Raw genomic sequence first — 24,452 nt, forward strand, 5'->3', positions numbered from 1 at the left:
CTTCAACCGCAGCGGGGGATGGGGTGCACATGAAGGGCAAGTTCCTCTTCGTCGTCGGGCTCGGCGTGGGCTACGTGCTCGGCACGAGGGCCGGCCGCGAGCGCTACGAGCAGATCCGCAGGGCGGCCCAGAGCGTCTGGAACCAGCCGACCGTGCAGGAGGGCGTCGAGGCCGTCAAGGGCTTCGCCATGACGCGCGTCGGCGACCTGAGCGACACCGTGCTCGACGGCGCGAAGCAGTTCGTGCGCAAGGTCTCGAGCACGCAGGACACCGCCAAGCGCGACGTGTCGAGCGCCGCGAAGTCCGCGAAGTCCGCGGTCGACGATGCGGCCGGGGCCCTCGACGACACCATCGACGCTGCCGCGAAGACGGCGACGTCGGCGGCCGAGTCCGCCGCATCCGCCGCGCGGTCGGCGAAGTCGGCGGCGACGCCGCCCAAGAAGCCCGCGCCGCGGCGCGGCACCACCCCGTCCACCGACTCCTGACCGACCGCCTTCGGAGGTGATCCCCGACATGGCCGCACCGTCGAACGACGAACGCTCCCTCTTCACGCTGGTCGGCGAACTGCCCGACCTCGTCTCCAGCCTCGTCCGCGCCGAGATCGACCAGGCCAAGGCCGAGCTCAGCTACAAGGCCAAGCACTTCGGCATCGGCTCCGGCCTCGTCGTCGTCGCCGGGTTCGTGGGCATCTTCCTGCTCGGCACCCTCATCGCCACCGGCATCCTCGCGCTCTCGCTCGTGATGCCCGGCTGGGCGGCCGCCCTCATCGTCTCGGGCGTGCTGCTGCTGATCATCGCGATCCTCGTGGGCATCGCCTACACGAACTTCAAGCGCGGCAGCGAACCGCTCGAGACCATCGAGAGCGTTCGGAAAGACCTCGACGCCGTCACCGGAAGGGGCGAGTATGGCAACCGCTGACGTGCAGAGGATCCCGGCGAACGTGCAGGGGCTCTCGAAGAAGCAGGAACGCAACCTCACCCGACTGCAGGCGCACGACAACGCCCGCGCCGCCCGCGACGACCTCGCCACGGCGCTCAACGCCCTCGAGGAGAAGCTCAACCTGCCCAAGCGCGCGGCCCGGGCGACCGCCCGGGCGAAGCGCCGGGCGCAGCGGTTCGCCGACGAGCAGCCCGGCGCGGCCGTCGCGATCGCCATCGGCGTCGCCACTGCGGTCGGCGTCGGCGTCTGGCTCGTCGTGCGCGCCAGGCTCGACCGCTAGTCCCGAGCGAGCGGATGCCACGGTGCCGGCCACGGGAGCACGACCCGAGCCGTCGCCGACGGCGGTCGAGCGCGTCGCGGCATCCGTCCGCACCGACATCCTGAGCGGCGCGCTCGCGCCCGGCACCCCGTTGCGCGAGGAATCCGCGGCGCTCGAGCACGGCGTCTCTCGGCATACGGTGCGGGCGGCGTTCCAGCGGCTCGTCGCCGAACGGCTGGCGGTCGCCGAGCCCTACCGGGGCGTTCGCGTCGTCAGCTTCGACCGCGCCGAGGTCATCGCCCTGCAGCAGCTGCGCGCCGCCCTCGAGGTCGAGGCGGTGCGCATCGCGGGGGAGCGCTTCGGCGACGTGTGGCCGGATGCGGCGCTCGATCCCGCCCGCGACGCGCTCGCGCGGATGGCGGCGCTCGACGGCCCGGGCGCGTCCGCGGACGAGGCCGTGGGCGACGACCCGGTGGACTGGCTCGAGGTCGAGCGGCTGCACGCCGAGTTCCACCACGCCGTCGTCGCGGCATCCGGAAGCCCGCGCATCATCGACGCCCACGCAGCCCTGGGCAGCGAACTGCTGCTCTTCGTGCTGCACATCCGACCGCACTACGGACTCGACGCGCTCGTCGCCGAGCACCGGGCACTGCTCGAACAACTGCCCGCGCGCGGGCCCGACGCCGTGCGCGAGCACCTCGAGCACTCCACCGCCCTGCTCGTCGGAAGCCGATCCCGAGAGGGGAACGACGAATGACCATGGACTCCGACGACCGCCCCGACGACCGCCCCGAGGCCGAGCCCGACCCCGCCGACGTCGCCGCCTTCGCCGAACGGCTCTTCGCCTCGGTGCTCGGCGCCTTCGAGACGCTGAGCATCCACGTCGGCGACCGGATGGGCTGGTACCGCGCCCTCGCCGAGCACGGACCGCTCGATCCCGGCGGGCTCGCCGCCGCGACCGGTTCCCAGGAGCGCTACGCCCGCGAGTGGCTCGAGCAGCAGGCCGTCAACGGGCTGCTCGAAGTCGAGAACGCGGAGGCCGCGGCATCCGATCGCCGGTACCGCCTGCCCGCGGCGCAGGCCACGGTGCTCACCGACCGCGGCTCGCTCGATCACCTCGCGCCGCTCGCCCGCATGTTCGCCGGCGCCGCGGCCCGCATCGACGACCTGCTCGAGGTCTACCGCACGGGCGGCGGCGTGCCGTGGGACGCCTACGGCGCCGACGGCCGCGACGCGCAGGGCGACGTGAACCGGCCGTGGTTCGACCACCGGCTCGCCGATGCCCTCGCGAGCGTGCCCGAGCTGCACGCCGTGCTCTCGCGCCCCGGCGCGCGGATCGCCGATGTCGGCTGCGGGCACGCTTGGTCGACGATCGCGCTCGCGCGCGCCTACCCGCAGGCGACCGTCGACGGCTACGACGTCGACGCCCCCTCGCTCGACGCGGCACGCGCGCACGCGGCGGAGGCGGGGGTCGCCGACCGGGTCGGGTTCCACCTCGTCGCGGGCGAGGACCTCGCCGAGGCATCCGCCTACGACGTCGCCTTCGTGTTCGAGGCGCTGCACGACATGCCCCGGCCCGTGGAGGTGCTCGACGCGATCCGCCGTGCCGTGCGCGACGACGGGGCGGTCGTGATCATGGACGAGGCCGTCGCCGAGGAGTTCGCTCCCGACGGCGACGAGGTCGAGCGCATCATGTACGGCTACAGCCTCTTCCTCTGCCTGCCCGACAGCCTCTCGACCCCGGGATCCGTGGGCACCGGCACCGTGATGCGGCCGGCGGTGCTCGAGCGGTACGCCACGGACGCCGGGTTCTCCGCCGCGCGGGTGCTGCCGATCGAGGACTTCGCGTTCTTCCGATTCACGCGGCTCGTACACTGAGCGCGCGGCCGGGGCATCCGTCGTCGGGATCGTTTTTGCGCTTTCAGGTTGCGGGGGGAGGATAGTCCCATGTCTTCCCCCGCTGCCGAAGCGGCAGCCGACGCACCCACGACCGACACCCACGCCGAGCCGTCACCCCAGGGCTACACGGTCTTCGCCGTGCTTCGCCGGGATCCGTCCCGGCCCGACGACCTCGACGGGCACGACGTGCCGCGCTTCGTGGACGAGCTCGACGGGGTCATCGCCCTCGTCGAAGACGAGGGCATCACGCTGCGGGGCATCTACGACGTCTCGGGCCTGCGCGCCGACGCCGACGTGATGCTCTGGCTGCACGGCCCGAACGCCGAGGGTCTGCAGTGGGCGCTCCGCCAGCTGCGCCGCACGCGACTGCTGCGCGCCCTGCTCCCCACGTGGAACGCGATGGGCGTGCATCGAGATGCCGAGTTCAACAAGTCGCACGTGCCGGGCTTCCTGCGCGGACTCGAGCCGAAGGGCTGGCTCACGGTCTATCCGTTCGTGCGCAGCTACGACTGGTACCTCCTGCCGCCCGAGGAGCGCGGACGCATGCTCGCCGAGCACGGCCGCAAGGGTGCCGCGTTCCGCGGCGCGATCGCGAACACCGTCAGCGCGTTCGCCCTCGGCGACTACGAGTGGCTGCTGCCGATCGAGTCCGACGAGCTCACCGAGCTCGTCGACATGATGCGCGACCTGCGGGCCACCGACGCCCGCATGCACGTGCGCGACGAGCTCCCGTTCTACACGGGCCGCCGCATCACGACCGCCGAGCTCGTCGAGGTGCTGCAGTAATGGCGGCGACCAACCTCGGCAGCACCGGCGCCGACGATCCGGCACGCGGGCACAAGCCGCCGCACGCGGAATCCGCCCCCTTCGCGCCCGGCGCCGTGGTCGCGGGTGCGACCCCGCCCGCGCAGTCCGGCCCCGAGCACGTCGAGGTGCCGGTCGCATACGACGCGATCCTCCTCGCCGGGTTCGGCGGCCCCGAGGGCCAGGACGATGTCATTCCGTTCCTGCGCAACGTCACGAGGGGCCGCGGCATCCCCGACGAGCGGCTCGAGGAGGTCGCGCACCACTACCGCCACTTCGGCGGGGTGAGCCCGATCAACCAGCACAACCGCGAGCTCAAGGCGGCCCTCGAGGCCGAGCTCGCGCGTCGCGGCGTCGACCTGCCCGTGCTCTGGGGCAATCGCAACTGGGACCCGTACCTCAACGACGCCGTGCGCGAGGCGGGCGAGCGCGGCTTCACGAAGCTCATCGCGATCGCCACGAGCGCCTACAGCTCGTACTCGAGCTGCCGGCAGTACCGCGAGGACTACGCCGACGCGCTCGCCGACACGGGGCTCGGCGACGTGATCGAGATCGACAAGGTGCGCCAGTTCTTCGACCACCCGGGGTTCGTGACGCCGTTCGTCGAGGGCCTGCGCGACGCGCTCGCGAAGCTCGATGCCGAGCACGAGGGTCTCGACCGCACCACCGAGGTCGAGGTGCTCTTCGCGACCCACTCGATCCCCACGGCCGACGCCGCGAAGTCGGGCCCCGCGGAGCGCGGGTTCGGCGAGGGCGGCGCGTACGCCGCCCAGCACCGCGCGGTGGCCGAGGTCGTCATGCGCGAGGCGGGCGCCTCCGACGTGCCGTGGCAGCTCGTCTACCAGTCGCGCTCGGGCCCGCCGACCCAGCCGTGGCTCGAGCCCGACGTCAACGACGCGATCGCCGAGCTCCCGGCCGCCGGGCGCAAGGCCGTCGTGATCGTGCCGCTCGGCTTCGTGAGCGACCACATGGAGGTCATGTGGGACCTCGACGAGGAGGCCATGGAGACGGCCGGCGAGCACGGCCTCACCGCTGTGCGCGTGGCGACCCCCGGAACGCACCCGGCGTACGTCTCGGGTCTCGTCGACCTCGTGCTCGAGCGAGTGAACGGCACGCCCACCGCGGAGCGCCCGCACGTGACCGATCTCGGGCCCTGGTACGACACCTGCCGGCCCGGATGCTGCGAGAACGTGCGCCTCGGCTTCCGCCCGGCCCTGGCGGGGATCGCACCGTGAGCGGGGGCGGCACGAGCGGGGGGTCCGGCGTCATCCGCATCGGCACGCGAGGGAGCGCCCTCGCGATGGCGCAGACGCGCCAGATCGCCGAGCGCATCGCCAAGGCCGCCGACGCCGAGATCGAGCTCGTGCCGGTGACCACGCAGGGTGACACGTCGCGAGCCTCGCTCGCCTCACTCGGTGGCACCGGCGTGTTCGCCGCGGCCCTGCGCGAGGCCCTGCTCGCGGGGGAGTGCGACCTCGTCGTCCACTCCCTGAAGGACCTGCCCACCGCCGAGCACGAGGGCCTGCGCCTCGGCGCCGTACCCAAGCGCGCCGACGCCCGCGACGCGCTGTGCGCCCGCGACGGCCTCACCCTCGCGGAGCTGTCCGCCGGCGCACGCATCGGCACGGGCTCGCCCCGGCGCATCGCGCAGCTGCGCGCGGCGCGGCCCGACATCGAGGCCGTCGACATCCGCGGCAACATCGACACGCGCCTCGGCCTCGTCGAGTCGGGTCAGCTCGATGCGGTGCTCCTCGCCGCGGCGGGCCTCGGCCGACTGGGGCGAGCGGATGCCGCGACCGAGCTCTTCGAGCTGGCCGAGTGGCCCACCGCACCCGGCCAGGGCGCCCTCGCGATCGAGGTGCGCCGCGAGCGCGGAACCCGGCCGCTCGAACGCGCGCTCGAGGCCGTCGACCATCGCACGACCCGGGCCACGGTGCTCGCCGAGCGCCTCGTGCTCGCCGAGCTCGAGGCGGGCTGCTCGGCACCCGTCGGGGCCACCGCGTTCATCGAGGACGAACTTCTGTTCCTGACGGCGACGGTGTACAGTGCGGACGGGACCCGGCGGCTCACGAGCTCGCACGCGACCACCCCCGACAGCCGCTCGGCCGCCGATCTGGCGGATGCGGCAAGCGACGTCGCCCAGCGCGTCGTCGCGGAACTCCTCGGCAACGGCGCCGCCGACCTCACACCTAGCGAGGAGTCGACGTGAGCGAATTCGAGCCGATGACCGGCGCGATCAACCTGCCCGGGGGCAGCGGCGCGAAGCCGCTCGCCGGCTGGCGGGTGCTCGTGCCGCGCGGCGGCCCGTGGGGCGACGCCGTCGCGGCCGCCCTGCGCGCACGCGGCGCCTCGCCGGTGGTCGCTCCGATGATCAACTTCGCCCCGGCCGACGACCAGCCCGCCCTCGAGGCGGCGCTCGCGAAGCTCGCCGCCGGCGAGTTCGACTGGCTCACGGTCACGAGCGCCACGACCGTCGACGTGCTGTCGTCGTACGGCGCGGTCATCCCGGAATCGACGAAGGTCGCCGCGGTCGGGGAGACCACCGCGGCCGCCCTCGTTGCGGCCGGGTACCACGCCGACATCGTGCCGTCGGAGGACAACTCGGCGCGCGGACTGCTCGAGGAGTGGACGGCCGCCACGGACGGCGCCGGCCCGCTGCGCGTGCTCGCCCTGCGCTCAGCGATCGCGAAGCAGGTGCTCTCGATCGGCCTCGCCCGCATCGGGCACCACGTCGAGGCGGTCGTGGCCTACCGCACCGTCGGGGTGCCGGTGGCCCAGAAGGTCGTCGACGACGTGCGCGCGGGCAAGGTGGACGCGATCCTCGTGACCTCGGGCAGCGTCGCCGAGCAGGTGCAGGCGCAGCTCGGTCCCATCCCCGATCGCACCCTCGTCGCCGCGATCGGCCCGCAGACGCAGAAGGACGCGAGCAAGTTCGGACTCCGCGTCGACGTCGTCGCCGAGGAGCGCAGCGCCGAGTCCCTCATCGACGCCGTCGTGAACGCGGCGATCGCGCACGCCTGAGCCGACGGCCCGCGCCCGGGCCCACCGAGCGGCCGCCCAGCCGGGCGAGCGTAGGCTTGGCGGGTGACTTCCGCGCCCCTTCCCCGTGTGCGCCCGCGCCGTCTCCGTGAGTCGGCCGCCCTGCGCCGACTCGTCTCCGAGACCCGCCTCGACCCGGCCGACCTCGTGCTCCCGATCTTCGTGCGCGAGGGCAGCAGCGAACCGATCCCGATCAGCTCGATGCCGGGCGTCGTGCAGCACTCGCTCGACAGCGTGAAGGGCGCGGTGGCGGATGCCGCGGCCGCGGGCGTCGGCGGCGTGATGCTGTTCGGCGTGCCCGAGGTGCGCGATGCCGAGGGCTCGGGAGCGACCGACCCCGAGGGGATCCTCAACGTCGCGACCCGCATCGTGCGCGAGGAGGCGGGCGACGCGCTCGTCGTGCAGACCGACCTGTGCCTCGACGAGTTCACCGACCACGGCCACTGCGGCGTGCTCGACCCGCTCGGCCGCGTCGACAACGACGCCACGCTCGGCCGGTACCGGGAGATGGCGCTCGTGCAGGCGGCATCCGGATCGCAGCTGCTGGGTCTCTCGGGCATGATGGACGGCCAGGTCGCGGCGGTGCGGGAGGCCCTCGACGACGCCGGGTTCGCGCACACGGCGATCCTCGCCTACTCGGCGAAGTACGCGTCGGCGTTCTACGGACCGTTCCGCGACGCCGTCGAGTCGACGCTCGAGGGCGACCGCCGCACCTACCAGCTCGATCCCGGCAACCGCCGCGAGGGCCTGCGCGAGGCCATGATCGACATCGAGGAGGGCGCCGACATCGTCATGGTGAAGCCCGCGGGCTCGTACCTCGACGTGCTGGCCGACGTCTCGGCGGCGAGCGACATCCCCGTCTGGGCGTACCAGGTGTCGGGCGAGTACGCGATGATCGAGGCCGCCGCGATGCACGGCTGGATCGACCGCAGGCGCGCCGTGATCGAGTCGGTGCGCGGCATCCGCCGCGCCGGCGCCGACGCCGTGCTCACGTACTGGGCGACCGAGCTCGCCGGGTGGATCCGCAAGGGAGAGGCCGCATGACGCCGACGAACGACGAGCTCTTCGCGCGAGCGCAGGCGGCGATCCCGGGCGGCGTGAACTCGCCCGTGCGCGCGTTCCGCTCGGTGGGCGGCACGCCGCGCTTCCTCGTGTCGGCGCGCGGTCCCCACGTCACCGATGCCGAGGGCCGCGAGTACGTCGACCTCGTCGCGGGCTGGGGCCCGGCGATCCTCGGCCACGCCCACCCCGAGGTGATCGCGGCGGTGCAGGATGCGGCGGCGCGCGGCCTCTCGTTCGGCGCGTCCACGCCCGTCGAGACCGAGCTCGCCGAGCTCATCGAGCAGCGCGTGGCGCCGGTCGAGAAGCTGAGGCTGGTGAGCACGGGCACGGAGGCGACGATGAGCGCCATCCGCCTCGCCCGCGGCTTCACCGGCCGCGACCTGCTCGTGAAGTTCGCCGGGCACTACCACGGCCACTCCGACGGCCTGCTCGCCGAGGCGGGCTCGGGCCTCGCAACGTTCGCCCTGCCGGGTTCCGCGGGCGTGCCCGCCGAGATCGCCGCGCTCACCCTCGTGGTGCCGTACAACGACCTGGCCGCCCTACGCGGCGTCTTCGCCGAGCACGGCGACCGCATCGCCGCCGTCATCACCGAGGCCGCCGCCGCGAACATGGGCGTCGTGCCGCCCGCGCCGGGCTTCAACCGCGCGCTCGTCGAGCTCGCGCACGCGCACGGCGCGCTCGTCATCAGCGACGAGGTGCTCACCGGGTTCCGGGTCTCGTCCGCCGGCTGGTGGGGACTCGAGGCGCAGACCGACGACGCGTCGACGCCCGACCTGCTCACGTTCGGCAAGGTCGTCGGTGGTGGCATGCCGGTCGCCGCGCTCGGCGGTCGCGCCGAGATCATGGAGCGGCTCGCCCCGCTCGGGCCGGTCTACCAGGCGGGCACGCTCTCGGGCAACCCGGTGGCCGTCACGGCGGGCGTCACCACGCTGCGGCTCGCGGATGCCGCGGTCTACGCGAAGCTCGACGAGGTCTCCGCCGTGCTTCAGCGCGCCGTCTCCGACGCGCTCGCCGCCGAGGGCGTCGCCCACGTCGTGCAGCGCGCCGGGAACCTCTTCAGCTTCATGTTCGGCGACGCCGTCGCGGGCGGCGTGCACGACTACGCCGGCGTGCTGGCCCAGGAAGCGTGGCGCTACCCGCCGTTCTTCCACGCGATGCTCGACGCGGGCGTCTCGCTGCCGCCGAGCGTGTTCGAGGCGTGGTTCGTGACGGCGGCGCACGACGACGCGGCGGTGTCGCGCATCGTGGACGCCCTGCCGGCCGCGGCGCGCGCAGCGGCATCCGCTCGACCGCTCGCCTGACGCGCCCGGCGACAGCGGGCCGCCGACGCCCGCACGATCGCGGGACTGGTGGGATCGTGCACGGATCGGGGTGTGCGTTGTGGAGCGTCGATGACGCACGCGGCATCCGTCTCGGGCAGGATGGAGACATGGCGAGCCTACGCGTGCACACCGATCGGATCGAGGTCCACCTGACCACGGCCGAGAAGACGCTTGCGTTCCGCGCCGACGACATCGTCGTGCAGCGGGAGGACATCCGCTCGGCCACCATCACCGACGACCCGTGGATCTGGATCCGCGGCATCCGCCGGCGCGGCACCGAGGTGCCGCTCGTGGTCGCCGTGGGCGTGTGGAAGTACCACGGGGGCAGCGACTTCGTGATCGTGAAGGGCAAGCGCCCGGCGGTCGTGCTCGAGCTGGCCGGCGGCGAGTTCACGCGGGTCATCGTGAGCACGAACCACGCGGCCCAGCTCATCGACAGCCTGAAGCTCGGCGAGACGGCGGAGGCCGCCGACACTGCGGAGCCCGTCGACACTGCGGAGTCTGTCGACACTGCGGAGCCCGTCGACACTGCGGAGCCCGTCGAGTCCGACTGACGGACCGCGTCGTGCGTCGCGGGCTCGGGTGGGCCGATCCCCGTCTCGCGAATCAGCCGACGTGGCCGGTCCTCTTCGCGGCGGACTGGAACGACGCGGTCCTCGAGGAGCTCGACAGCCGGCGTGACGCTCGACCGGGCTCGCTTCGCGACAGGGAGGTGACCCTGATGCCGCCGCGACCCCCCGGCCCTGTTCGCGCACCGCCGCCGGTGAGTCTGTTCCCCTACGAACCCGGTGGACTCGTTCACAAGTTCGCGAGTTCACGAGTTCACGAGTTCACGAGTTCACGGGTCTGGCATCGGGCAGAACACTGCAGATCGGTTCCAGTGGATTCGCACCGCGGATCGGTTCGGGCTGGGCTCGAAGGGCGCGCGATGGGTGCGCACCGTGCGCACCAGCTCGGGCGGGTACTCGGCAGGCTCCGGCCCGGGCCGGAGCACGCGCAGCGCGCACGCCGACCCGATGGCCGGGCGACCAGCGGACTCAGGCGAACCGGCAGGACTCAGGCGAAGAGGAAGAGCACGAAGCCGATGAGCGGCAGCGTGCCCTGGATGAGCGCCGGGCGCACGTATCCGCGGCCCGTCGTCGTGAGCACCGCCGCGGCGAGCACCATGCACGCCGTCGTGAAGAGCACGAGGGTGAGGCCCACGACCTCGGATCCCGACCAGTAGAGGATGAGCCCGAACGCCGCCCCGACCCCGAGGAACAGGTTGTAGAAGCCCTGGTTGTAGGCCATGGGCTTCAGCACCTCGGCCTGCTCCTGGCTCGGCACGTTGAAGGTCTTCCACGTGCGCGGGTTCGTCCAGCGGACGCTCTCGAGCACGAAGATGTAGCCGTGCAGGAGCGCGGCGAGGGCGACGAAGATGCTCGCGATGACGGCCATGCCGCGATCGTATCGGTGATCAGGAGCCGGGCGACGTCGCGCGCTCGACCGTCACCGGCGCGCCGAGGAATCGCTCGAGCCCGGCGACGGATGCCGCGAGCGAACGCTCCTCGGCGTGGGAGAGCGCCCGCCACTGCACGAGCTTGAGGGTCGCGCGTCGTTCGTCGACGACGGGAGCCCACCGCCCGGCGAGCACCCCGTCGACGGCGAGGGCGTGCAGCGGGAACTCGGGTGCGGTGCTCGCCGCGCGACCGGGCGGGAAGAGGTACCGGCGAGGCGCCGCATAGCCCGAGATGTACTCGTCGTAGGCCTGGAGCAGGTCGACGACCCCACGCTCGCCGTCGCCGCCCGTGACCTGCTCGACCATGCGGGCATCGAGCCAGTGCGCGAGGCCGTCGACCTCGACCGGCTCGAGCCCTCCGGCGGAGGCGTCCGCGGCGTCGGCGATCGCCCGCCGGCAATCGGTGAGCGTGAAGCCCGACCAGGACGCGAAGTCGCGATCGCTCGCGGGACCCCGCGAGGCGAGGTACCGCGCAGCGAGATCGGCGAGCGCCTCCGCACGGGAGCGAGGCGGCGACGACGGCACCCGCTCGTCGAACGCGGCGTAGGTGCGTTGCTTCCCGACGGTGACGCCGCTGATCGCGACCCGCTCGAGCTCGGCGAGCATGAGCACGTAGACCATGCCGAGCCCCGTCGGCGGCAACCCCTCCTGATCGAGCGCCGCGCCGAGCTCGGCTCGGGTACGGTGCCCGCCCTCGAGGGCGCGCGCGACCACGGCGACGCCCCGCGTGCCCTCCGCCCCGTCGAGGCCAAGGGAGCGCAGCATCGAGAGCTGGAGCTGCCGAACGCGTGAACCCGAGAGCTCCATGAGCCAGCGGGCATCGTCCCGGCTGACGAAGTGCCACGTGGGTCGCAGCACGTGCGTGCGGAGGATGTCGCCGGCGTCGATCGCACGGGCGACGGTCGCGGCATCCGGTCGCCGGTCGTCGCGCACGCGAGCGGCGAGACCCCATTGCGCGGGCAGGAACTCCTGCGACTGCACCGCGACGAACCGGCCCACCACCTCGGGAGCACTTCCGGCGCTCGGCGCCCGAAGCCCCTGCACCCGCAGGCGCAGCGCGCGGAGGGCGTCGACGTCCACGGCCTACGAGACGTCGCGCCGCCAGGTGGTGGCGCCGCCGATGACGGTGGCGACCACGGCGATGCCGAGCAGCACGAGTCCGCCCTGCCACCACTCGAGGCTCGCCGACGAGCCGGTCGACATGATGCTGTAGAACGACGCACCCACGAGGGCGTCGCTCGCCGCGCCCGGCAGGAACCGGCCGATGCTCGCCGTGACGTCGCTGAACGATGCCATGAGGCGCAGGATCGGCTCCACGAACTGGGTGAACGCGATGACGATCACGATCGCCGCGACCTGGTTGGGCACGAGGGCGCCGAGGCCGACGCCGATCGCACCCCAGAGGGCCATCGCGAGGATGCCGCGGCCCACGAGCGCCCACGTGTCGCTCGAGTCGAGCTCGGTCTCGAGTCCGAAGGCGGCGAGCGCCGGGGCGCCCGCGCCCACCGAGGTCGCGAAGGCGGCCGCGCCGAGGCCCGCGCCCACGACGAGCTGCGAGAGGAACTTCGCTCCCAGCACGATCGAGCGGCGCGGCTCGGCGAGGAAGGTGGGCGTGAGCGTGCGGTGCCGGAACTCGCCCGTGACGGCGAGCGCGCCGAGGAGCACCGGGAACACGTAGCCGATCGAGGACGCGAACGTGTAGACGAGCGGGGCGAGGGAGACCCCGGGCGGTACCGTCGTGTTGCCGCCCGCCGCCGCCGCGGCCTCGGGGTTCTGGATCGTCCAGCCGAGGAAGGCGCCGAACCCGCCCGCGAGGATCGCGACGTAGACGACGAGGAGCCCGCCGAGCACCCACCACATGCGGGTCGTGACGACCTTCTCGAACTCCGAGCCGAGCGAGTGCAGGACGGCGTTCATTCGGCCTCCCCGTTCACGAGGGCGAGGAACGACTCCTCGAGGCCCGACTTCAACCGGTGCAGGGAGCTCACCTCGACGCCGGCCACGAAGGCCGCGTGGCCGACCACGGCGGGGTCGGGTTCCGCGGCGATGAGGCCGTTGCGCCCTTCGGTGTACGGGATGCGGGCCGCGTCGAGGGCCGCCGCGAGTGCGCGGCGATCGGGCGAATCGATGATGGTCTGCGCCTCCGCGTCGAGCTCGAGGCTCGAGAGGGTGCCCGCCTTGACGAGCCGGCCCTTCGAGATGATGACGACCTCGTCGACGCTCTGCTGCACCTCGCTGAGGAGGTGGGAACTCACGAGCACCGTGCGCCCCTCGTCGGCGAGGCTCCGCAGGAAGCCGCGGATCCACTTGATGCCCTCGGGGTCCAGGCCGTTGATCGGCTCGTCGAGCACCAGCACGCCCGGGTCGCCGAGCAGCGTCGTGGCGAGCGACAGGCGCTGGCGCATGCCGAGCGAGTACCCGGCCACCCGACGGTCGGCGAACTCCGAGATCCCGACCTGGTCGAGCACCTCCTGCACGCGCGAGCGGGGCAGGCCCGCCGCGGTCGCGTAGACGCGCAGGTGATTGCGCGCGGTGCGCCCCGGGTGGAAGGTCGCCTCGAGGGCCGCCCCGACCGATTCGAACGGGCGGGTGAGCGACGCGTACGGGGTGCCGCCGAAGGTCGCCGTGCCCCGTGTCGGCCGCACGAGCCCGAGCAGCACCCGCAACGTGGTGGTCTTGCCCGCGCCGTTCGGTCCGAGGAATCCGGTGACCTTGCCCGGCTCGACGGTGAACGTGAGGTCGTCGACCGCCGTCACCGCGCCGAACTGCTTGGTCAGGCCCGTGATCTCGATCGGGATGCCGCTCGCCATGCGCTCTCCTCCTGCGGGGGCCCAGCAGGCCGTACAGGTCGTGCCCCCACGCGACCCGGCGGCCGGGGCCGCCTGAGGCCCACCTTAGTTGAGCGGGCGCAGACCCGCGGGCAGCACGCCGCCCGCATAGAGGTCGCTCGCGAGGTCCTGCAGCGCGCCGAGCACGACCCGCTGCGAGTACGGGCCGTACGAGAGCCGTGCCACGCCCAGCTCGCCGAGGCGTGCGGGCGCGGGGATGTGGGGCAGGCCGATGAGGCTCACGCGCCGCTCGCCGATCCCCGAGACGAGCTCGGCCACGACGTCCTCGCCGAAGTCGCCGGGCACGAAGACGCAGGTGGCGCCGGCGTCGAGGTAGGCGCGGCCGCGCTCGATCGCGTCGGCGACCCAGACGTCGCGAGGCCGGTCCCTGCCGCGCAGGAACGCGTCGGTGCGGGCGTTGAGCGCGAACGGCACGCCCTCGGCCTCGGCGGCGGCGACCGCCGCGGCCACCGCCGCGACGGACTCGTCGAGCGGCTTCAGCTCGTCCTCGAGGTTGGCGCCGACGATGCCCTCTCCGACGGCCCGACGGATCGTCTCGCCCGGGTCGCCGTAGCCGGCCTCGAGGTCGGCGGAGACCGGCACCTCGACGGCGCGGGCGATGCGGCCGGCCATGTCGAGCATGAGGTCGACCGGGATCCGCTCGCCGTCGGGGTAGCCGAAGGCCGCCGCGATCGACTGGCTCGCGGTGGCGATCGCGCGGGTGCCCGGCAGGGCGGCGACGGCGCGGGCGCTCACGACGTCCCACACGTTCACGACCTGCAGCAGCTCGGGATCGGTGTGCAGGCGACGGAGTTCGGCGGCGGTGTCGGCGAGGGTCATGCGGTCCACGCTATGCGACACGACGACGCTCAGGCGAGGGCGCCGGCCAGCCCGTCGAGCAGCCGCTGCACATCGTCGGCGTCGGTGTAGGGGGCGAGGCCGATGCGCAGTCCGCCGCCGTCACCCAGGCCGAGGTGCCGCGACGCCTCGAGCGCGTAGAAGTTGCCCGAGGGCGCGAGCACGCGGCCCTCGGCGAGGGCGTGGGTCACCTCGGATGCCGCGCGGCCGGCGAACGTCGTGAGGAGCGTGGGGGTGCGCCGGCCCGCCCGCGACCACTGGGTGACGCCGGGCAGCTCGGCGAGTCCCTGCTCGAGCCGCGCCTGCAGCTCGGATTCGTGCTCGTGCAGGGCGGCGTACGACGCGGCGAGGTGCGCGCGGCGGGAGCTCGCGGCATCCGTCGTCTCGGGGTCGAGGGAGGCGAGCACGTCGACCGCCGCGGTGACCCCCGCGAGCAGCTCGTACGGCAGCGTGCCGAACTCGAACCGTTCGGGCACGACGTTCGTCGCGGGCAGGAGCTTGTCTGGCGTGATCGTCTCGAGCACCTCGGGCCGCGCGACGAGCACACCGCAGTGCGGGCCGAGGAACTTGTACGGCGAGCATGTGAAGAAGTCCGCGCCGAGCGCGGCGACATCCGGCAGCGCATGGGCCGTGTAGTGCACGCCGTCGACGAACAGCAGGGCGCCCGCGGCGTGCACCGCGGCCGAGATCGCCGGCAGGTCGGGCATCGTGCCGATGAGGTTGGATGCCGCGGTCACCGCCACGAGCCGGGTGCGACCCGTGAGTGCGGCGGTGACGGCCTCGGTCGCGAGCTCCCCCGTCTCGCGATCGAAGTCGACCCAGCGCACCGAGGCCCCGACCCGCTCAGCGGCCTGCACCCACGGGCGCACGTTCGAGTCGTGGTCGAGGCGGGTCACGACGACCTCGTCGCCCGGCCCCCACTCACGGGAGAGGTGCCGGGAGAAGTCGTACACGAGCTGCGTCGTGCTGCGACCGTGCACGATGCCGCGCGGGTGGCCGTTCACGAGATCGGCCATCGCGAGCCGGAACGCGTGCACCGCCTGCTCGGCGTTCACCTCGGACGCGCCGATCGTGCCGCGGTTCGACAGCGGGCCGGTGAGCACGGATGCCACGGCGTCGCCCACCTGGCGGGGAGTCTGCGTGCCGCCCGGGGCGTCGAACTGCGCCCAACCGGACTCGAGCGCGGGAAACCACGAGCGGACTCGTGCGACGTCGTAGGCCATGAGCGAGAGCCTAGCCAGAAGCGCCCACGCGTCGGCAGGGCGGACTAGCATGCAGACATGTCCGACGGGAGCGTGGCCGAGCGGGAGCCGGGCCCGGAAGCGGGTGCCGAGCCGGTCCCGGACGCGGCCGCCGAGGCGGGCGCCGAACCCGGCGTCGAACCCGGCCCGGAAGCGAACGCCGGATCGGAGGCGGAATCCGCCCGTGCCCGCCGGTTCTCCGTCGCGAGCATGCTCGACGGGTTCTTCTTCGTGTTCGCCGGCGTCGCGGCGGTGTGGCTCGCGTGGCTCGTGTTCACCCAGTCGTTCGAGTTCGGCTGGTTCGGCATCGCGTTCTTCCTCGGCTTCTGGCTCGTGCTGGCCTACCTCGTCCTCCCGCGGCTCCACCGCATCCTCACCACGATCTACGTGCCCGACTACTTCATCGGGCGGGCGCGCACGAGTGACGGACTGCTCGGCGACCCGGTGAACCTCGCGTTCGAGGGGAGCGAGGCATCCCTGCACGCGGCCATGGCCCTCGCGGGCTGGACCCGGGCCGACGACGTCACCCTGGCCACGAGCTGGCGCATCGTGACGTCGACGATCACGCGTCGCAGCTACGACGAGGCGCCGGTGAGCCCGCTGTTCCTGTTCGGTCGCCAGCAGGACTTCGCATACCAGCAGGAGGTCGAGGGCAACCCCGCGCGCCGCCACCACGTGCGCTTCTGGCGCACCCCCGACGGGTGGCTGCTGCCCGGCGGCCGACGCGTCGAGTGGCTCGCGGCCGGCACCTTCGACCGCGCCGTCGGATTCTCGATCTTCACGCTGCAGATCACCCACAAGATCGACGCCGACATCGACGTCGAGCGCGACCACATCGTGGCGACGGTGCTCACCGCGAATCCCAACGCGTACGTCGAGGTGCTGCGCGACTTCTCGACGGGGTACCACTCGCGCAACGGCGGCGGCGACACGATCCGCACCGACGGCGACCTGCCCGTCGTGGTCGTGAGCGAGGTGCCGATCGGGGCGATCGAGGCCGGGCCGGCGGATGCCGCGGGCGACTCGGTTCCCGTCAGGGGCGCCGACGCCGCGGCATCCGCCACGGGCAGGGGGGCCGACGGATGAGCGCACCGTTCGAGCGCGTGAACGTCGAGAAGCGGCCCGCCTACGAGTCGCCCGCGTCGCTCGCGCGGCCCGTGACGCCCCCGACCAGCATGCGGCGGCCCGCGGCGACGGCGGTCGGGTCGGTGCTCGTCGTGTTGCGCGTCATCGCGGGCATCGTCTGGCTCGTCTCGCTCTGGGCGTTCTGGGACGAGCTGCTGCGCGAACAGCTCGACATCACCGTCGACCCGGGCACCGACGAGCAGGCGGCCACCGATGCCGTGCTCGCCATCATCCTCGTGTTCGGCGCGATCGTGCTCGTCGTCGAGCTCGGTCTCGCGGTGCTCGTCTGGTTCGGCAGCAACTGGGCCCGCATCGCCGTGATGCTGTTCGCGACGATCAGCATCACCAGTTCGTGGGTCGAGTCGGTCGCCGGGAACGCGGAGATCACGCTCCGCACGACGCTCGTCACGCTGGCACTCGACATCCTCGTGCTGCTCGCCCTCTCGAGCCGCAACGCGCGGGCCTACGCCCGGCGGCCCCGGCAGCGGGTGATCCTGCACCGCAAGTGACCCGGCGGGGCGCCGTCGGTCGAGTGGCGCAGCGTATCGAGACCACGCGACGGGGTCTCGATACGGCGCTGCGCGCCTACTCGATCGGCGGGTGCGGGAGGGTCTCGATACGGCGCTGCGCGCCTACTCGACCGGCGGGTGGTGCGCTGCGCGCCTACTCGATCGGCGGGTGCGGGAGGGTCTCGATACGGCGCTGCGCGCCTACTCGACCGGCGGGTGGTGCGCTGCGCGCCTACTCGACCGGCGAGGAGCCGGAGCGCAGCCAGCGGTCGGCGACGAGCTCGCCGACGAGCACCTCGGCGAGGGCGGCGACCGACTCGTCGTCGTCGTGAGCGAACCGCACCGTCAGCTCGGCACCGGGGAGGTCGCGGGAGACCGCCGCGTACCGGGAGCCGCGCGCCTGCATCCACTCGAGCGCCTGCGCGTCCCACGCCGATCCGGCGAAGACGAGCGCGCGGTAGTCCTGCGTCTTCGTGAGGTAGACGTCGACGTGCGACCAGTCGCCCGTCTCCGACGCGTACGCGGCGCGGCGCGGCACCTCGCGCAGCATGAGGGCGGCCTGCTGGGCGCTCGATGCGCGCTCGGCCGGCGCGAGGGCCCACGTGCCCATCGGTCCGGCGAGCAGGCCGCCGAGCGGCGCCAGCCACTCGGCCGCGGAGGTGAGGAGTGCGTCGGATGCGGCGGCGGCGCGTCGCACGACCCCGGCGTCGAAGCGTTCGGCCGGGGCCGTGCCGAGCAGTTCCCCGAGCACCGCATCGAGCACCGGGAACGTCGCCCGGAACGTGCGGCACGCGACGCCCGACGCCTCGACGCCCGCGAGCAGGGGGACCACGACGTCGGCGACCCGGCCGAGCTCCGAGTCGGGCCGGTTCGTCACAGCCACGAGCCGTCCGGTGCCGCGGTAGCGGTCGACCGCCCGCAGCACCTCGGCACTCCCTCCGGTCGCCGAGACGGCGACGACCGCGAGGTCGGCGGCGGGTTCCGGCAGCAGCACCGCGCTCGCGAGCTCGACGACGACGTTCGCGCCGTGGGCGCGGAAGCGGCGCGCCACCACGTCGGCCGCGTAACGGCTCGACCCCATGCCGACCACGAGCACACGTGCGGCGCCGAGCGACCCGAGCTGTTCGAGCTCCGGCAGTCCCCGCTCGAGCGAGTCGGCGAGCGATGCGAGCGTCGAGGGGATCAGGTCGAGGTCGGCGCGGAAGGCGGCGGTGTCCACGGTTCCTCCGGGAGTTCGTGCGTTGACGGGTGACGGTGGGTGATCGCCGCGTCGGGGGCGTAGCGCCACCCCGGGAGGAAGCGGTCGGCGTAGTGCAGCTCCGCGACGAGCTGCTCGGCCTCGAAGCCCGGCAGCAGCGTGTCGTCGAAGAGTTCCGGATGCCGCAGCGCGTCGCGGTACGCGTCGAGGAACGCCGCGCGTGCGCGGTCCGCCCACGCGAAGGCCGCGGGGTCCGCACGCCGCACGCGCTTCTGCGCGACGGCGGCGACGAGGTCGAACGACACGAGCAGGTGCGCGACGTCCCGGGCCGCGGCATCCGCCCGCTCGCGATCGGACGCCTCGAGCTGCGGGTCGCCGTCGAAGTCGATGATCGTGTAGCGGCGCCCGTCGGCATCGTCGCCCGGGGATGCGAGCACCTGGCCGAGGTGCAGGTCGCCGTGGATCGGGAACTCGAGTCCCGGTGCGCTGCCGGCGAGCGAGCGGATCGCGCGCGCGAGCGTGGCGCGGCGGTTGTGCAGCCGCGCGCGTACACGACCGGATGCCGCCGCGAGCGCGCGGTCGAGCGATGCGGATGCCCGTGCCACGCGGAGTTCTGCGGCATCCGCGCCGGTGGGCACGGCGCCGGCGCCGAGCACGTCGTGGATGCGCGCGACACGACGGCCGAGGAGCGCGGGCCAGGCCGGGTCGGGCCCACGGCCGTCGAGCACGGCGACGACGTCGTCGACCGCCCACGTCCAGCCGTCCTCGGCGCCCGGAAGGTACTCGGTGACGAGCGCGAGGGTCGAGGTGCCGAGCTCCGGATGCCGCCACTCGACGCGCCCGTGCAGCGCCGCGATGTCGTCGGAGCCCGCCGCGGCGAGGCGTTCGAGCAGGTCGCCCGCGCGGTCCGCGGCCGCCCACCTTCCCACGATCTTCACGACCACGCGGTCGTCGACGATGACGGAGGTGTTGGTCTGGTCGACGGAGATCGCGCGCTCCACGGCATCGTCGCGGATGCCGTGGACGACGAGCCGGGCGAGCGCCCGGGCGACACCGTCGCCGGCCGTCGGGGGCCGCCCCCCGACGAGCACACGGCCATCGCCGTCGACGGAGAGCAGGCTGCCGCCGACGGTCGGTGCGCTGCCACTGACTGTCGAGTTCATTGAATTTGGATTGTAACTATTGGGAAAACACCACGCCAGTAGTTCCGGGAATCCATTGCGGTTCCTTCAGTCGCGATGCAACAATCACTCAACCTTTCCCACCCCAGGAGGTACCGCTCATGCCCACCATGCGACGCATCGCCACCGCAGCGGCCGGATCGCTGGCGCTCGCCCTCGCCGCGACCTCGTGCTCCACCGGCGGCGACGCCACGGAGACGCTCGATCCGAACGCCGACCTCAGCGAGCAGACGCTCACCGTCTCGATCTGGGCGGACTACTACCCCGAGGACCTCGCCGAGCAGTTCGAGGCCGCCACCGGTGTGAAGACCACGATCGTCAACCACACCACCAACGAGGACATCGTCGCGAAGCTCACGGCGAGCTCCGACCCCGGCATCGACGTCGCGTTCGTCTCCGGCCAGTACGCACAGGCCCTCGGCGAGCAGGGCATCCTCGCGAAGCTCGACAAGTCGCTCATCCCGAATGAGGAGAACCTCTACCCTGAGGCGCTCGAGCTCGCCTACGACGAGGGCAACGTCTACTCCGAGCCCTACGCCTGGGGCACCACGGGCCTCTGCTACCGCCCCGACCTCACGGGCTACGACCCCACATCGTGGAACGACCTGCTCGACCCGAAGCCCGAGCTCGTCGGCAAGACCACGATGCTCTCGACCGACCGCTGGCTCTCGATGCCGGCGCTGAAGGCGGCCGGACACTCGCTCAACACCACCGATGACGCCGAGCTCGAGGAGGCGAAGGCGCAGCTCATCGAAACCAAGCCGACGCTGCTCGCCTACGACGACACCACGTTCTACTCGAAGCTCGTCTCGGGTGAGGCGGCCATGGTCGAGGCGTGGGACGGCTGGTGCAACTACGGCATCGCCGAGGACCCGTCGATCAAGTTCGTCGTGCCCGAGGAGGGCGCCGACCTCTGGGTCGACACGATGACCGTGCTCGAGAGCTCGAAGAACAAGGAGGCCGCGATGGCCTTCATCGACTACATCCTCGACCCCGAGGTGCAGACCTGGGTCGCCGAGAACATCCTCTACAAGGTGCCGAACAAGGCGGCGATGGAGGCGCTCGACCCCGCCCTGATCGACTCCTACCCGACCCTCGGCATCACGGTCGACGAGCTCACCCAGCAGGAGACCATCGTCGACCTCGGCGAGGACACCGTGAAGTACGTCGACCTCAACGCCGAAGTGCTCGCGACGAACTAGCACGGTGACTTCGACGCTCCAGCGGGAGGCCCCCGTTCCGTTCCTCGCCCCGGGCGTGCTGTTCCTCATCGTCTTCATGGCGATCCCGGTCGGCCTGCTCGCCTTCTACACCTTCTTCACCCGCGGCCGCTTCGGCGGCATCGTCTTCGATTTCACGCTCGACAACTGGGCCAAGCTCTTCGAGCCGCTCTACCTGGGCGTCATCATGCAGTCGATCGGCATGGCGCTCGTCGTCACCGTGCTCGCGCTGCTGCTCGGCTACCCGATGGCGTACGGGATCGCCGGGCTGTCGCCGAAGTGGCGCACGGTCGCCCTCGTGGCCATCGTGCTCCCCTTCTGGACGAACTTCCTCATCCGCACGTACGCGTGGATCCTGCTGCTCAACAACGCCGGCTGGGTGAACCAGTGGCTGCAGGGGCTCGGGCTCGTCGACGAGCCCATCAGCATGCTCTACACGCCGCAGGCGATCATCGTGGGCCTGCTCTACATGTACCTTCCGCTCATGGTGCTGCCGCTGTACGCCTCGCTGCAGCAGCTCGACCCGTCGCTCCGCGAGGCGGCGACGAACCTCGGCGCGACGCCCTGGCGCGCCTTCCGCACCGTCACGCTGCCCCTCTCGATCCCGGGGGCGCTCACGGGATGCATCTTCGTGTTCGTCCCCGCGATGTCGAACTTCGTGATCCCCGAGCTGATCGGCGGCGGCAAGACGATCATGGTCGGCAACCTCGTGCGCGACCAGTTCTTCGAGGCGCGGGACTGGCCGTTCGGCGCGACCCTCGCCCTCGTGCTCACGATCCTGCTCGTGATCGTGATCCTCGTGCAGAACGCCGTCTCGCGGCGCCTCACGGAAGGGCCGCGCCGTGGCTGACACGACCGAGACGACCGCTCCCACGACCACCGCGATGCGCGAGCTCGACCCCGATGCGCGCCCGCGCGCGGTACGCAGGCCGCGCGGCATCCTCGTGCCCCTCTGGCTCGGTTACGTCTTCCTGTACCTGCCGATCCTCGTCGTCGTGATCATGAGCTTCAACGACTCCGAGAACCTGTTCGTGTGGCGCGGCTTCTCGCTGCGCTGGTATCCCGAGCTGTTCGCCGACGAGAAGATCATGCAGGGCCTCGTGAACACGCTCATCGTGGCCACGGGCGCCACGGCGATCGCCACCGTGCTCGGCACGCTGCTCGCCTACGGCATCCATCACTTCACGCGCGGCGGCCTCATCCGGGCGTTCGCGATCGCACCGGCCATCCTGCCCGACCTGCTGCTGGGCATCGGGCTGCTGACGTTCTTCTCGCTGCTCTCGTTCTCGCTGGGGCTGCAGTCGGTGATCCTCGCGCACGCGGTGTTCGCCACGGCCTTCGTGACCGCGATCGTGCTCGCCCGCATGGCGAACCTCGACCCGAGCCTCGAGGAGGCGTCGCGCGACCTCGGCGCGGGCCCCGTGCGCACCTTCGTGCGGATCACGCTCCCGCAGCTCGCGCCCGGCATCGTGGCGGGTGCGCTGCTCGCGTTCACGCTGTCGATCGACGAGTTCGTGATCGCGTTCTTCACGACCGCACCGACCCAGCCGACGCTGCCGATCGTCATCTACTCGATGGTGCGCTTCGGGGTGACCCCCGAGGTGAACGCCCTCGCCACCCTCCTTCTCCTCGTGAGCATCGTGACCGTCATCGCGGCACAGCGCCTCACCCGACTGACAGGATCCGACCGATGAGCCCCGCCCCCCTGCTCCGCGTCGAAGGCGTCCGCGCCGTCTACGGCGACACCGTCGCGCTGCATGGCGTCTCCCTCGACATCGCCGACAACGAGTTCTTCGCCCTGCTCGGCCCCTCCGGGTGCGGCAAGACGACGCTGCTGCGCTCGATAGCGGGGTTCGAGACGCCCGCGTCGGGCCGCATCGAGGTCGACGGCGAGGACCTGCTGCGGATGCCGCCGCACAAGCGTCCCGTCAACATGATGTTCCAGAGCTACGCGCTCTTCCCGCACCTCTCGGTCGAGCGCAACATCGCCTACGGGCTCGAGGCCGACGGCGTCGCGAAGGCCGAGGTGCGCCGGCGCGTCGGCGAGGTGATGGACATCGTGGGCCTCGGCCCGCTCGCCAAGCGCCGCCCCGCGCAGCTCTCGGGCGGCCAGCGACAGCGGGTGGCGCTGGCGCGCGCGATCGTGAAGCGGCCGCGGCTGCTGCTGCTCGACGAGCCGCTCTCGGCGCTGGACCGCCAGGTGCGCTCGTCGATGCAGCTCGAGCTGAAGCGCCTGCAGCACGAGGTCGGGCTCACGTTCGTCGTCGTGACGCACGACCAGGAGGAGGCCATGTCGATGGCCGATCGCATCGCCGTGCTGCGCGAAGGTCGTCTCGAGCAGCTCGCGACCCCGCAGGAGCTCTATGCGAACCCCGCCTCGCGGTTCGTGGCGTCGTTCATCGGCACGGCCAATCTCCTCGACGGGGTGGCGACGGCCGACGGCGTCGAGGTGCGCGGTGTCGGCAGCGTCGCGGCGACCCACGCGCTGGCCCCCGGATTGCCCGCCACTGCGGTCGTGCGCCCCGAGGACGTGCAGCTGTCGACGGATGCCGCGACCGCTGGCCTGCGCGGCACGGTCGTCGACACGTACTTCCTCGGTGGCGCGTCCACGATCTCGGTCGAGGTGCCCGGCATCCTCGCGCCGATCCTCGCGAGCGTGCACGGGGCGAGCCGCATCGCGCGCGGCGACGAGGTCGGCGTGGGCTTCGGGCGTGCGGCGGTCGTGGCCGCGGAGCCCGCCGCGGCATCCGTCACCGACCCGGCGGAGCCCCTCGCCGAGCCCGCGGCTCAGGGAGCGAGCGCGTGACCGGTCGCGAGGCGGGCGTACGCGACGATGAGCTCGAGGGCTGCGTCGTGGTCGATCGTGGGGTGCTGGGCGATGATGCGGTAGCCGTAGGCGTCCTCGAGGGCGACGAGGTTGCGGGCGATCGTGAGCGATGGCTGCCCGAGCGTGAAGATGCCGCGGGCGGCGCCCTGCTCGAGCACCACCTGGTACATGCCGACCTTGCGGTCGTACAGCGTCGTGAGCAGCGAGGCCATGAGGGGATTGCGGCCCGCAGATCCGCCGAGCTCGCACAGCAGCCGCACCTCGGTGTCGTCGGGGCCGCTCGGCAGGCCGGACTCGGCGAGCGCGAGGAGCCGAGCGACCGGATCGTCGTCGAGCTGCTCGAGCATGCGCACGCGGCCCTCGTAGAACCGCTCCATGCCGGCGCGGTTCGCCTCGAACATCAGTTCGTCGATGTCGGGGTAGTAGTAGAGCACCGCGCCCGAGGTGAGGCCGGCCTCCTCGGCGACGCGGTTCAGGCGCGCGCCGTCGGGTCCGTGTGCCGCGATCGCTCGCTGCGCCGCCGCGACGAGTTGGCTGCGCCGCTCCTCCTGCCGCTTGGGCCTCGCCATCGCCGTTCCCTCCCCGCCAGACAGATTGTCTGCATCGCTGGTCAATATTAGGCCGTTCTGACCATATTTCCAGC

27 protein-coding genes are annotated in these 24,452 nt (G+C 72.4%); 18 read left to right on the top strand and 9 right to left on the bottom strand.

Translation table 11 applies throughout. The features are described 5' to 3' along the window. Positions 1-29 precede the first annotated feature (29 nt). The 12 genes from EDM22_RS19415 to EDM22_RS02455 all read left to right on the top strand — a co-directional run bounded on the left by EDM22_RS19415 (position 30) and on the right by EDM22_RS02455 (position 9,878). Positions 30-485 (top strand): hypothetical protein, encoded by a 456-nt coding sequence (locus EDM22_RS19415; RefSeq protein WP_170963979.1) that lies wholly within the window; start codon positions 30-32, stop codon positions 483-485. Positions 486-513: 28 nt separating this feature from the next. After that, positions 514-918 (top strand): phage holin family protein, encoded by a 405-nt coding sequence (locus EDM22_RS02405; protein ID WP_170963980.1) that lies wholly within the window; start codon positions 514-516, stop codon positions 916-918. Further along, positions 905-1,219: a hypothetical protein gene (locus EDM22_RS02410; protein WP_245989130.1), complete on the top strand. Its 315-nt coding sequence runs from the start codon at positions 905-907 to the stop codon at positions 1,217-1,219. Before EDM22_RS02405 ends, EDM22_RS02410 begins: the two co-directional genes overlap by 14 nt. Positions 1,220-1,241: 22 nt before the next feature. After that, positions 1,242-1,955, top strand: coding sequence for a GntR family transcriptional regulator (locus tag EDM22_RS02415; RefSeq protein WP_122935460.1), 714 nt, complete (start codon positions 1,242-1,244; stop codon positions 1,953-1,955). Then, positions 1,952-3,076 carry a class I SAM-dependent methyltransferase gene (locus EDM22_RS02420; protein WP_245989131.1) on the top strand — a complete coding sequence of 375 codons (1,125 nt, stop codon included), beginning with the start codon at positions 1,952-1,954 and terminating at the stop codon, positions 3,074-3,076. The genes EDM22_RS02415 and EDM22_RS02420 overlap by 4 nt, the downstream gene beginning before the upstream one ends. Before the next feature lie 69 nt (positions 3,077-3,145). Continuing rightward, positions 3,146-3,883, top strand: coding sequence for a hydrogen peroxide-dependent heme synthase (gene hemQ / locus EDM22_RS02425; RefSeq protein ID WP_122935462.1), 738 nt, complete (start codon positions 3,146-3,148; stop codon positions 3,881-3,883). Next, a complete protein-coding gene (locus EDM22_RS02430) occupies positions 3,883-5,136 on the top strand; it encodes a ferrochelatase (protein WP_122935463.1) in 1,254 nt (417 codons plus the stop codon). The genes hemQ and EDM22_RS02430 overlap by 1 nt, the downstream gene beginning before the upstream one ends. Further along, positions 5,079-6,110 carry a hydroxymethylbilane synthase gene (gene hemC / locus EDM22_RS02435; protein WP_122935464.1) on the top strand — a complete coding sequence of 344 codons (1,032 nt, stop codon included), beginning with the start codon at positions 5,079-5,081 and terminating at the stop codon, positions 6,108-6,110. Before EDM22_RS02430 ends, hemC begins: the two co-directional genes overlap by 58 nt. A gap of 14 nt (positions 6,111-6,124) precedes the next feature. Further along, positions 6,125-6,922: a uroporphyrinogen-III synthase gene (locus EDM22_RS02440; RefSeq protein ID WP_122935587.1), complete on the top strand. Its 798-nt coding sequence runs from the start codon at positions 6,125-6,127 to the stop codon at positions 6,920-6,922. A gap of 63 nt (positions 6,923-6,985) precedes the next feature. Then, entirely contained in the window at positions 6,986-7,984 is a 999-nt protein-coding gene (gene hemB, locus EDM22_RS02445; protein ID WP_170963981.1) for a porphobilinogen synthase, read from the top strand. Continuing rightward, positions 7,981-9,303, top strand: coding sequence for a glutamate-1-semialdehyde 2,1-aminomutase (gene hemL / locus EDM22_RS02450; RefSeq protein ID WP_122935466.1), 1,323 nt, complete (start codon positions 7,981-7,983; stop codon positions 9,301-9,303). The genes hemB and hemL overlap by 4 nt, the downstream gene beginning before the upstream one ends. Before the next feature lie 128 nt (positions 9,304-9,431). Continuing rightward, positions 9,432-9,878: a hypothetical protein gene (locus EDM22_RS02455; protein WP_212591872.1), complete on the top strand. Its 447-nt coding sequence runs from the start codon at positions 9,432-9,434 to the stop codon at positions 9,876-9,878. A 502-nt stretch (positions 9,879-10,380) separates the two neighbouring features. On the opposite strand, the gene EDM22_RS02460 is transcribed toward EDM22_RS02455, so the two are convergent. The 6 genes from EDM22_RS02460 to EDM22_RS02485 form a co-directional block, all read right to left on the bottom strand. Further along, positions 10,381-10,761: a DUF1304 domain-containing protein gene (locus tag EDM22_RS02460; RefSeq protein ID WP_122935467.1), complete on the bottom strand. Its 381-nt coding sequence runs from the start codon at positions 10,759-10,761 to the stop codon at positions 10,381-10,383. A 19-nt stretch (positions 10,762-10,780) separates the two neighbouring features. After that, entirely contained in the window at positions 10,781-11,902 is a 1,122-nt protein-coding gene (locus EDM22_RS02465) for a winged helix DNA-binding domain-containing protein (protein ID WP_122935468.1), read from the bottom strand. Positions 11,903-11,905: 3 nt separating this feature from the next. Beyond that, positions 11,906-12,739, bottom strand: coding sequence for an ABC transporter permease (locus tag EDM22_RS02470; RefSeq protein WP_122935469.1), 834 nt, complete (start codon positions 12,737-12,739; stop codon positions 11,906-11,908). Continuing rightward, positions 12,736-13,632, bottom strand: coding sequence for an ABC transporter ATP-binding protein (locus tag EDM22_RS02475; protein ID WP_122935470.1), 897 nt, complete (start codon positions 13,630-13,632; stop codon positions 12,736-12,738). Before EDM22_RS02475 ends, EDM22_RS02470 begins: the two co-directional genes overlap by 4 nt. An 84-nt stretch (positions 13,633-13,716) precedes the next feature. Then, positions 13,717-14,490, bottom strand: coding sequence for an isocitrate lyase/PEP mutase family protein (locus EDM22_RS02480; protein WP_122935471.1), 774 nt, complete (start codon positions 14,488-14,490; stop codon positions 13,717-13,719). 29 nt (positions 14,491-14,519) lie between these two features. Further along, positions 14,520-15,731: a cysteine desulfurase-like protein gene (locus EDM22_RS02485; RefSeq protein ID WP_122935472.1), complete on the bottom strand. Its 1,212-nt coding sequence runs from the start codon at positions 15,729-15,731 to the stop codon at positions 14,520-14,522. A 57-nt stretch (positions 15,732-15,788) separates the two neighbouring features. Between EDM22_RS02485 and EDM22_RS02490 the strand changes: the two genes are divergently transcribed. Both EDM22_RS02490 and EDM22_RS02495 read left to right on the top strand, forming a co-directional pair. Next, a complete protein-coding gene (locus EDM22_RS02490; RefSeq protein WP_122935473.1) occupies positions 15,789-16,835 on the top strand; it encodes an LssY C-terminal domain-containing protein in 1,047 nt (348 codons plus the stop codon). Further along, complete coding sequence (locus EDM22_RS02495; protein WP_122935474.1) at positions 16,832-17,383, top strand: hypothetical protein; 552 nt, start codon at positions 16,832-16,834, stop codon at positions 17,381-17,383. Before EDM22_RS02490 ends, EDM22_RS02495 begins: the two co-directional genes overlap by 4 nt. A 232-nt stretch (positions 17,384-17,615) precedes the next feature. Here the strand turns inward: EDM22_RS02495 and EDM22_RS02500 are convergent, their stop codons facing one another. Both EDM22_RS02500 and EDM22_RS02505 read right to left on the bottom strand, forming a co-directional pair. Then, positions 17,616-18,602 carry an SIS domain-containing protein gene (locus tag EDM22_RS02500; RefSeq protein ID WP_122935475.1) on the bottom strand — a complete coding sequence of 329 codons (987 nt, stop codon included), beginning with the start codon at positions 18,600-18,602 and terminating at the stop codon, positions 17,616-17,618. Continuing rightward, positions 18,566-19,744, bottom strand: coding sequence for a hypothetical protein (locus EDM22_RS02505; RefSeq protein ID WP_122935476.1), 1,179 nt, complete (start codon positions 19,742-19,744; stop codon positions 18,566-18,568). The genes EDM22_RS02500 and EDM22_RS02505 overlap by 37 nt, the downstream gene beginning before the upstream one ends. A gap of 119 nt (positions 19,745-19,863) precedes the next feature. On the opposite strand from EDM22_RS02505, the gene EDM22_RS02510 reads away from it, so the two are divergent. Genes EDM22_RS02510 through EDM22_RS02525 form a run of 4 tightly spaced genes read left to right on the top strand, consistent with a single transcriptional unit; the run spans position 19,864 to position 23,788 of the window. Beyond that, positions 19,864-20,964 carry a polyamine ABC transporter substrate-binding protein gene (locus tag EDM22_RS02510; RefSeq protein ID WP_170963982.1) on the top strand — a complete coding sequence of 367 codons (1,101 nt, stop codon included), beginning with the start codon at positions 19,864-19,866 and terminating at the stop codon, positions 20,962-20,964. A 4-nt stretch (positions 20,965-20,968) separates the two neighbouring features. Further along, a complete protein-coding gene (locus tag EDM22_RS02515; RefSeq protein WP_212591873.1) occupies positions 20,969-21,832 on the top strand; it encodes an ABC transporter permease in 864 nt (287 codons plus the stop codon). Continuing rightward, positions 21,825-22,676, top strand: a complete 852-nt coding sequence (locus tag EDM22_RS02520) for an ABC transporter permease (protein ID WP_212591874.1) — start codon at positions 21,825-21,827, stop codon at positions 22,674-22,676. The genes EDM22_RS02515 and EDM22_RS02520 overlap by 8 nt, the downstream gene beginning before the upstream one ends. Further along, positions 22,673-23,788, top strand: a complete 1,116-nt coding sequence (locus EDM22_RS02525) for an ABC transporter ATP-binding protein (protein ID WP_122935477.1) — start codon at positions 22,673-22,675, stop codon at positions 23,786-23,788. Before EDM22_RS02520 ends, EDM22_RS02525 begins: the two co-directional genes overlap by 4 nt. Here EDM22_RS02525 and EDM22_RS02530 read toward each other — a convergent pair. Beyond that, the gene (locus EDM22_RS02530; protein ID WP_122935478.1) at positions 23,770-24,378 is read right to left on the bottom strand and encodes a TetR/AcrR family transcriptional regulator; all 609 of its coding nucleotides are present in this window, start codon (positions 24,376-24,378) and stop codon (positions 23,770-23,772) included. The genes EDM22_RS02525 and EDM22_RS02530 overlap by 19 nt on opposite strands. Positions 24,379-24,452: the final 74 nt, after the last annotated feature.

Origin of the sequence: Agromyces tardus (assembly GCF_003710805.1) — a bacterium.
In the GTDB taxonomy this organism is placed as follows: Bacteria; Actinomycetota; Actinomycetes; order Actinomycetales; family Microbacteriaceae; genus Agromyces; species Agromyces tardus.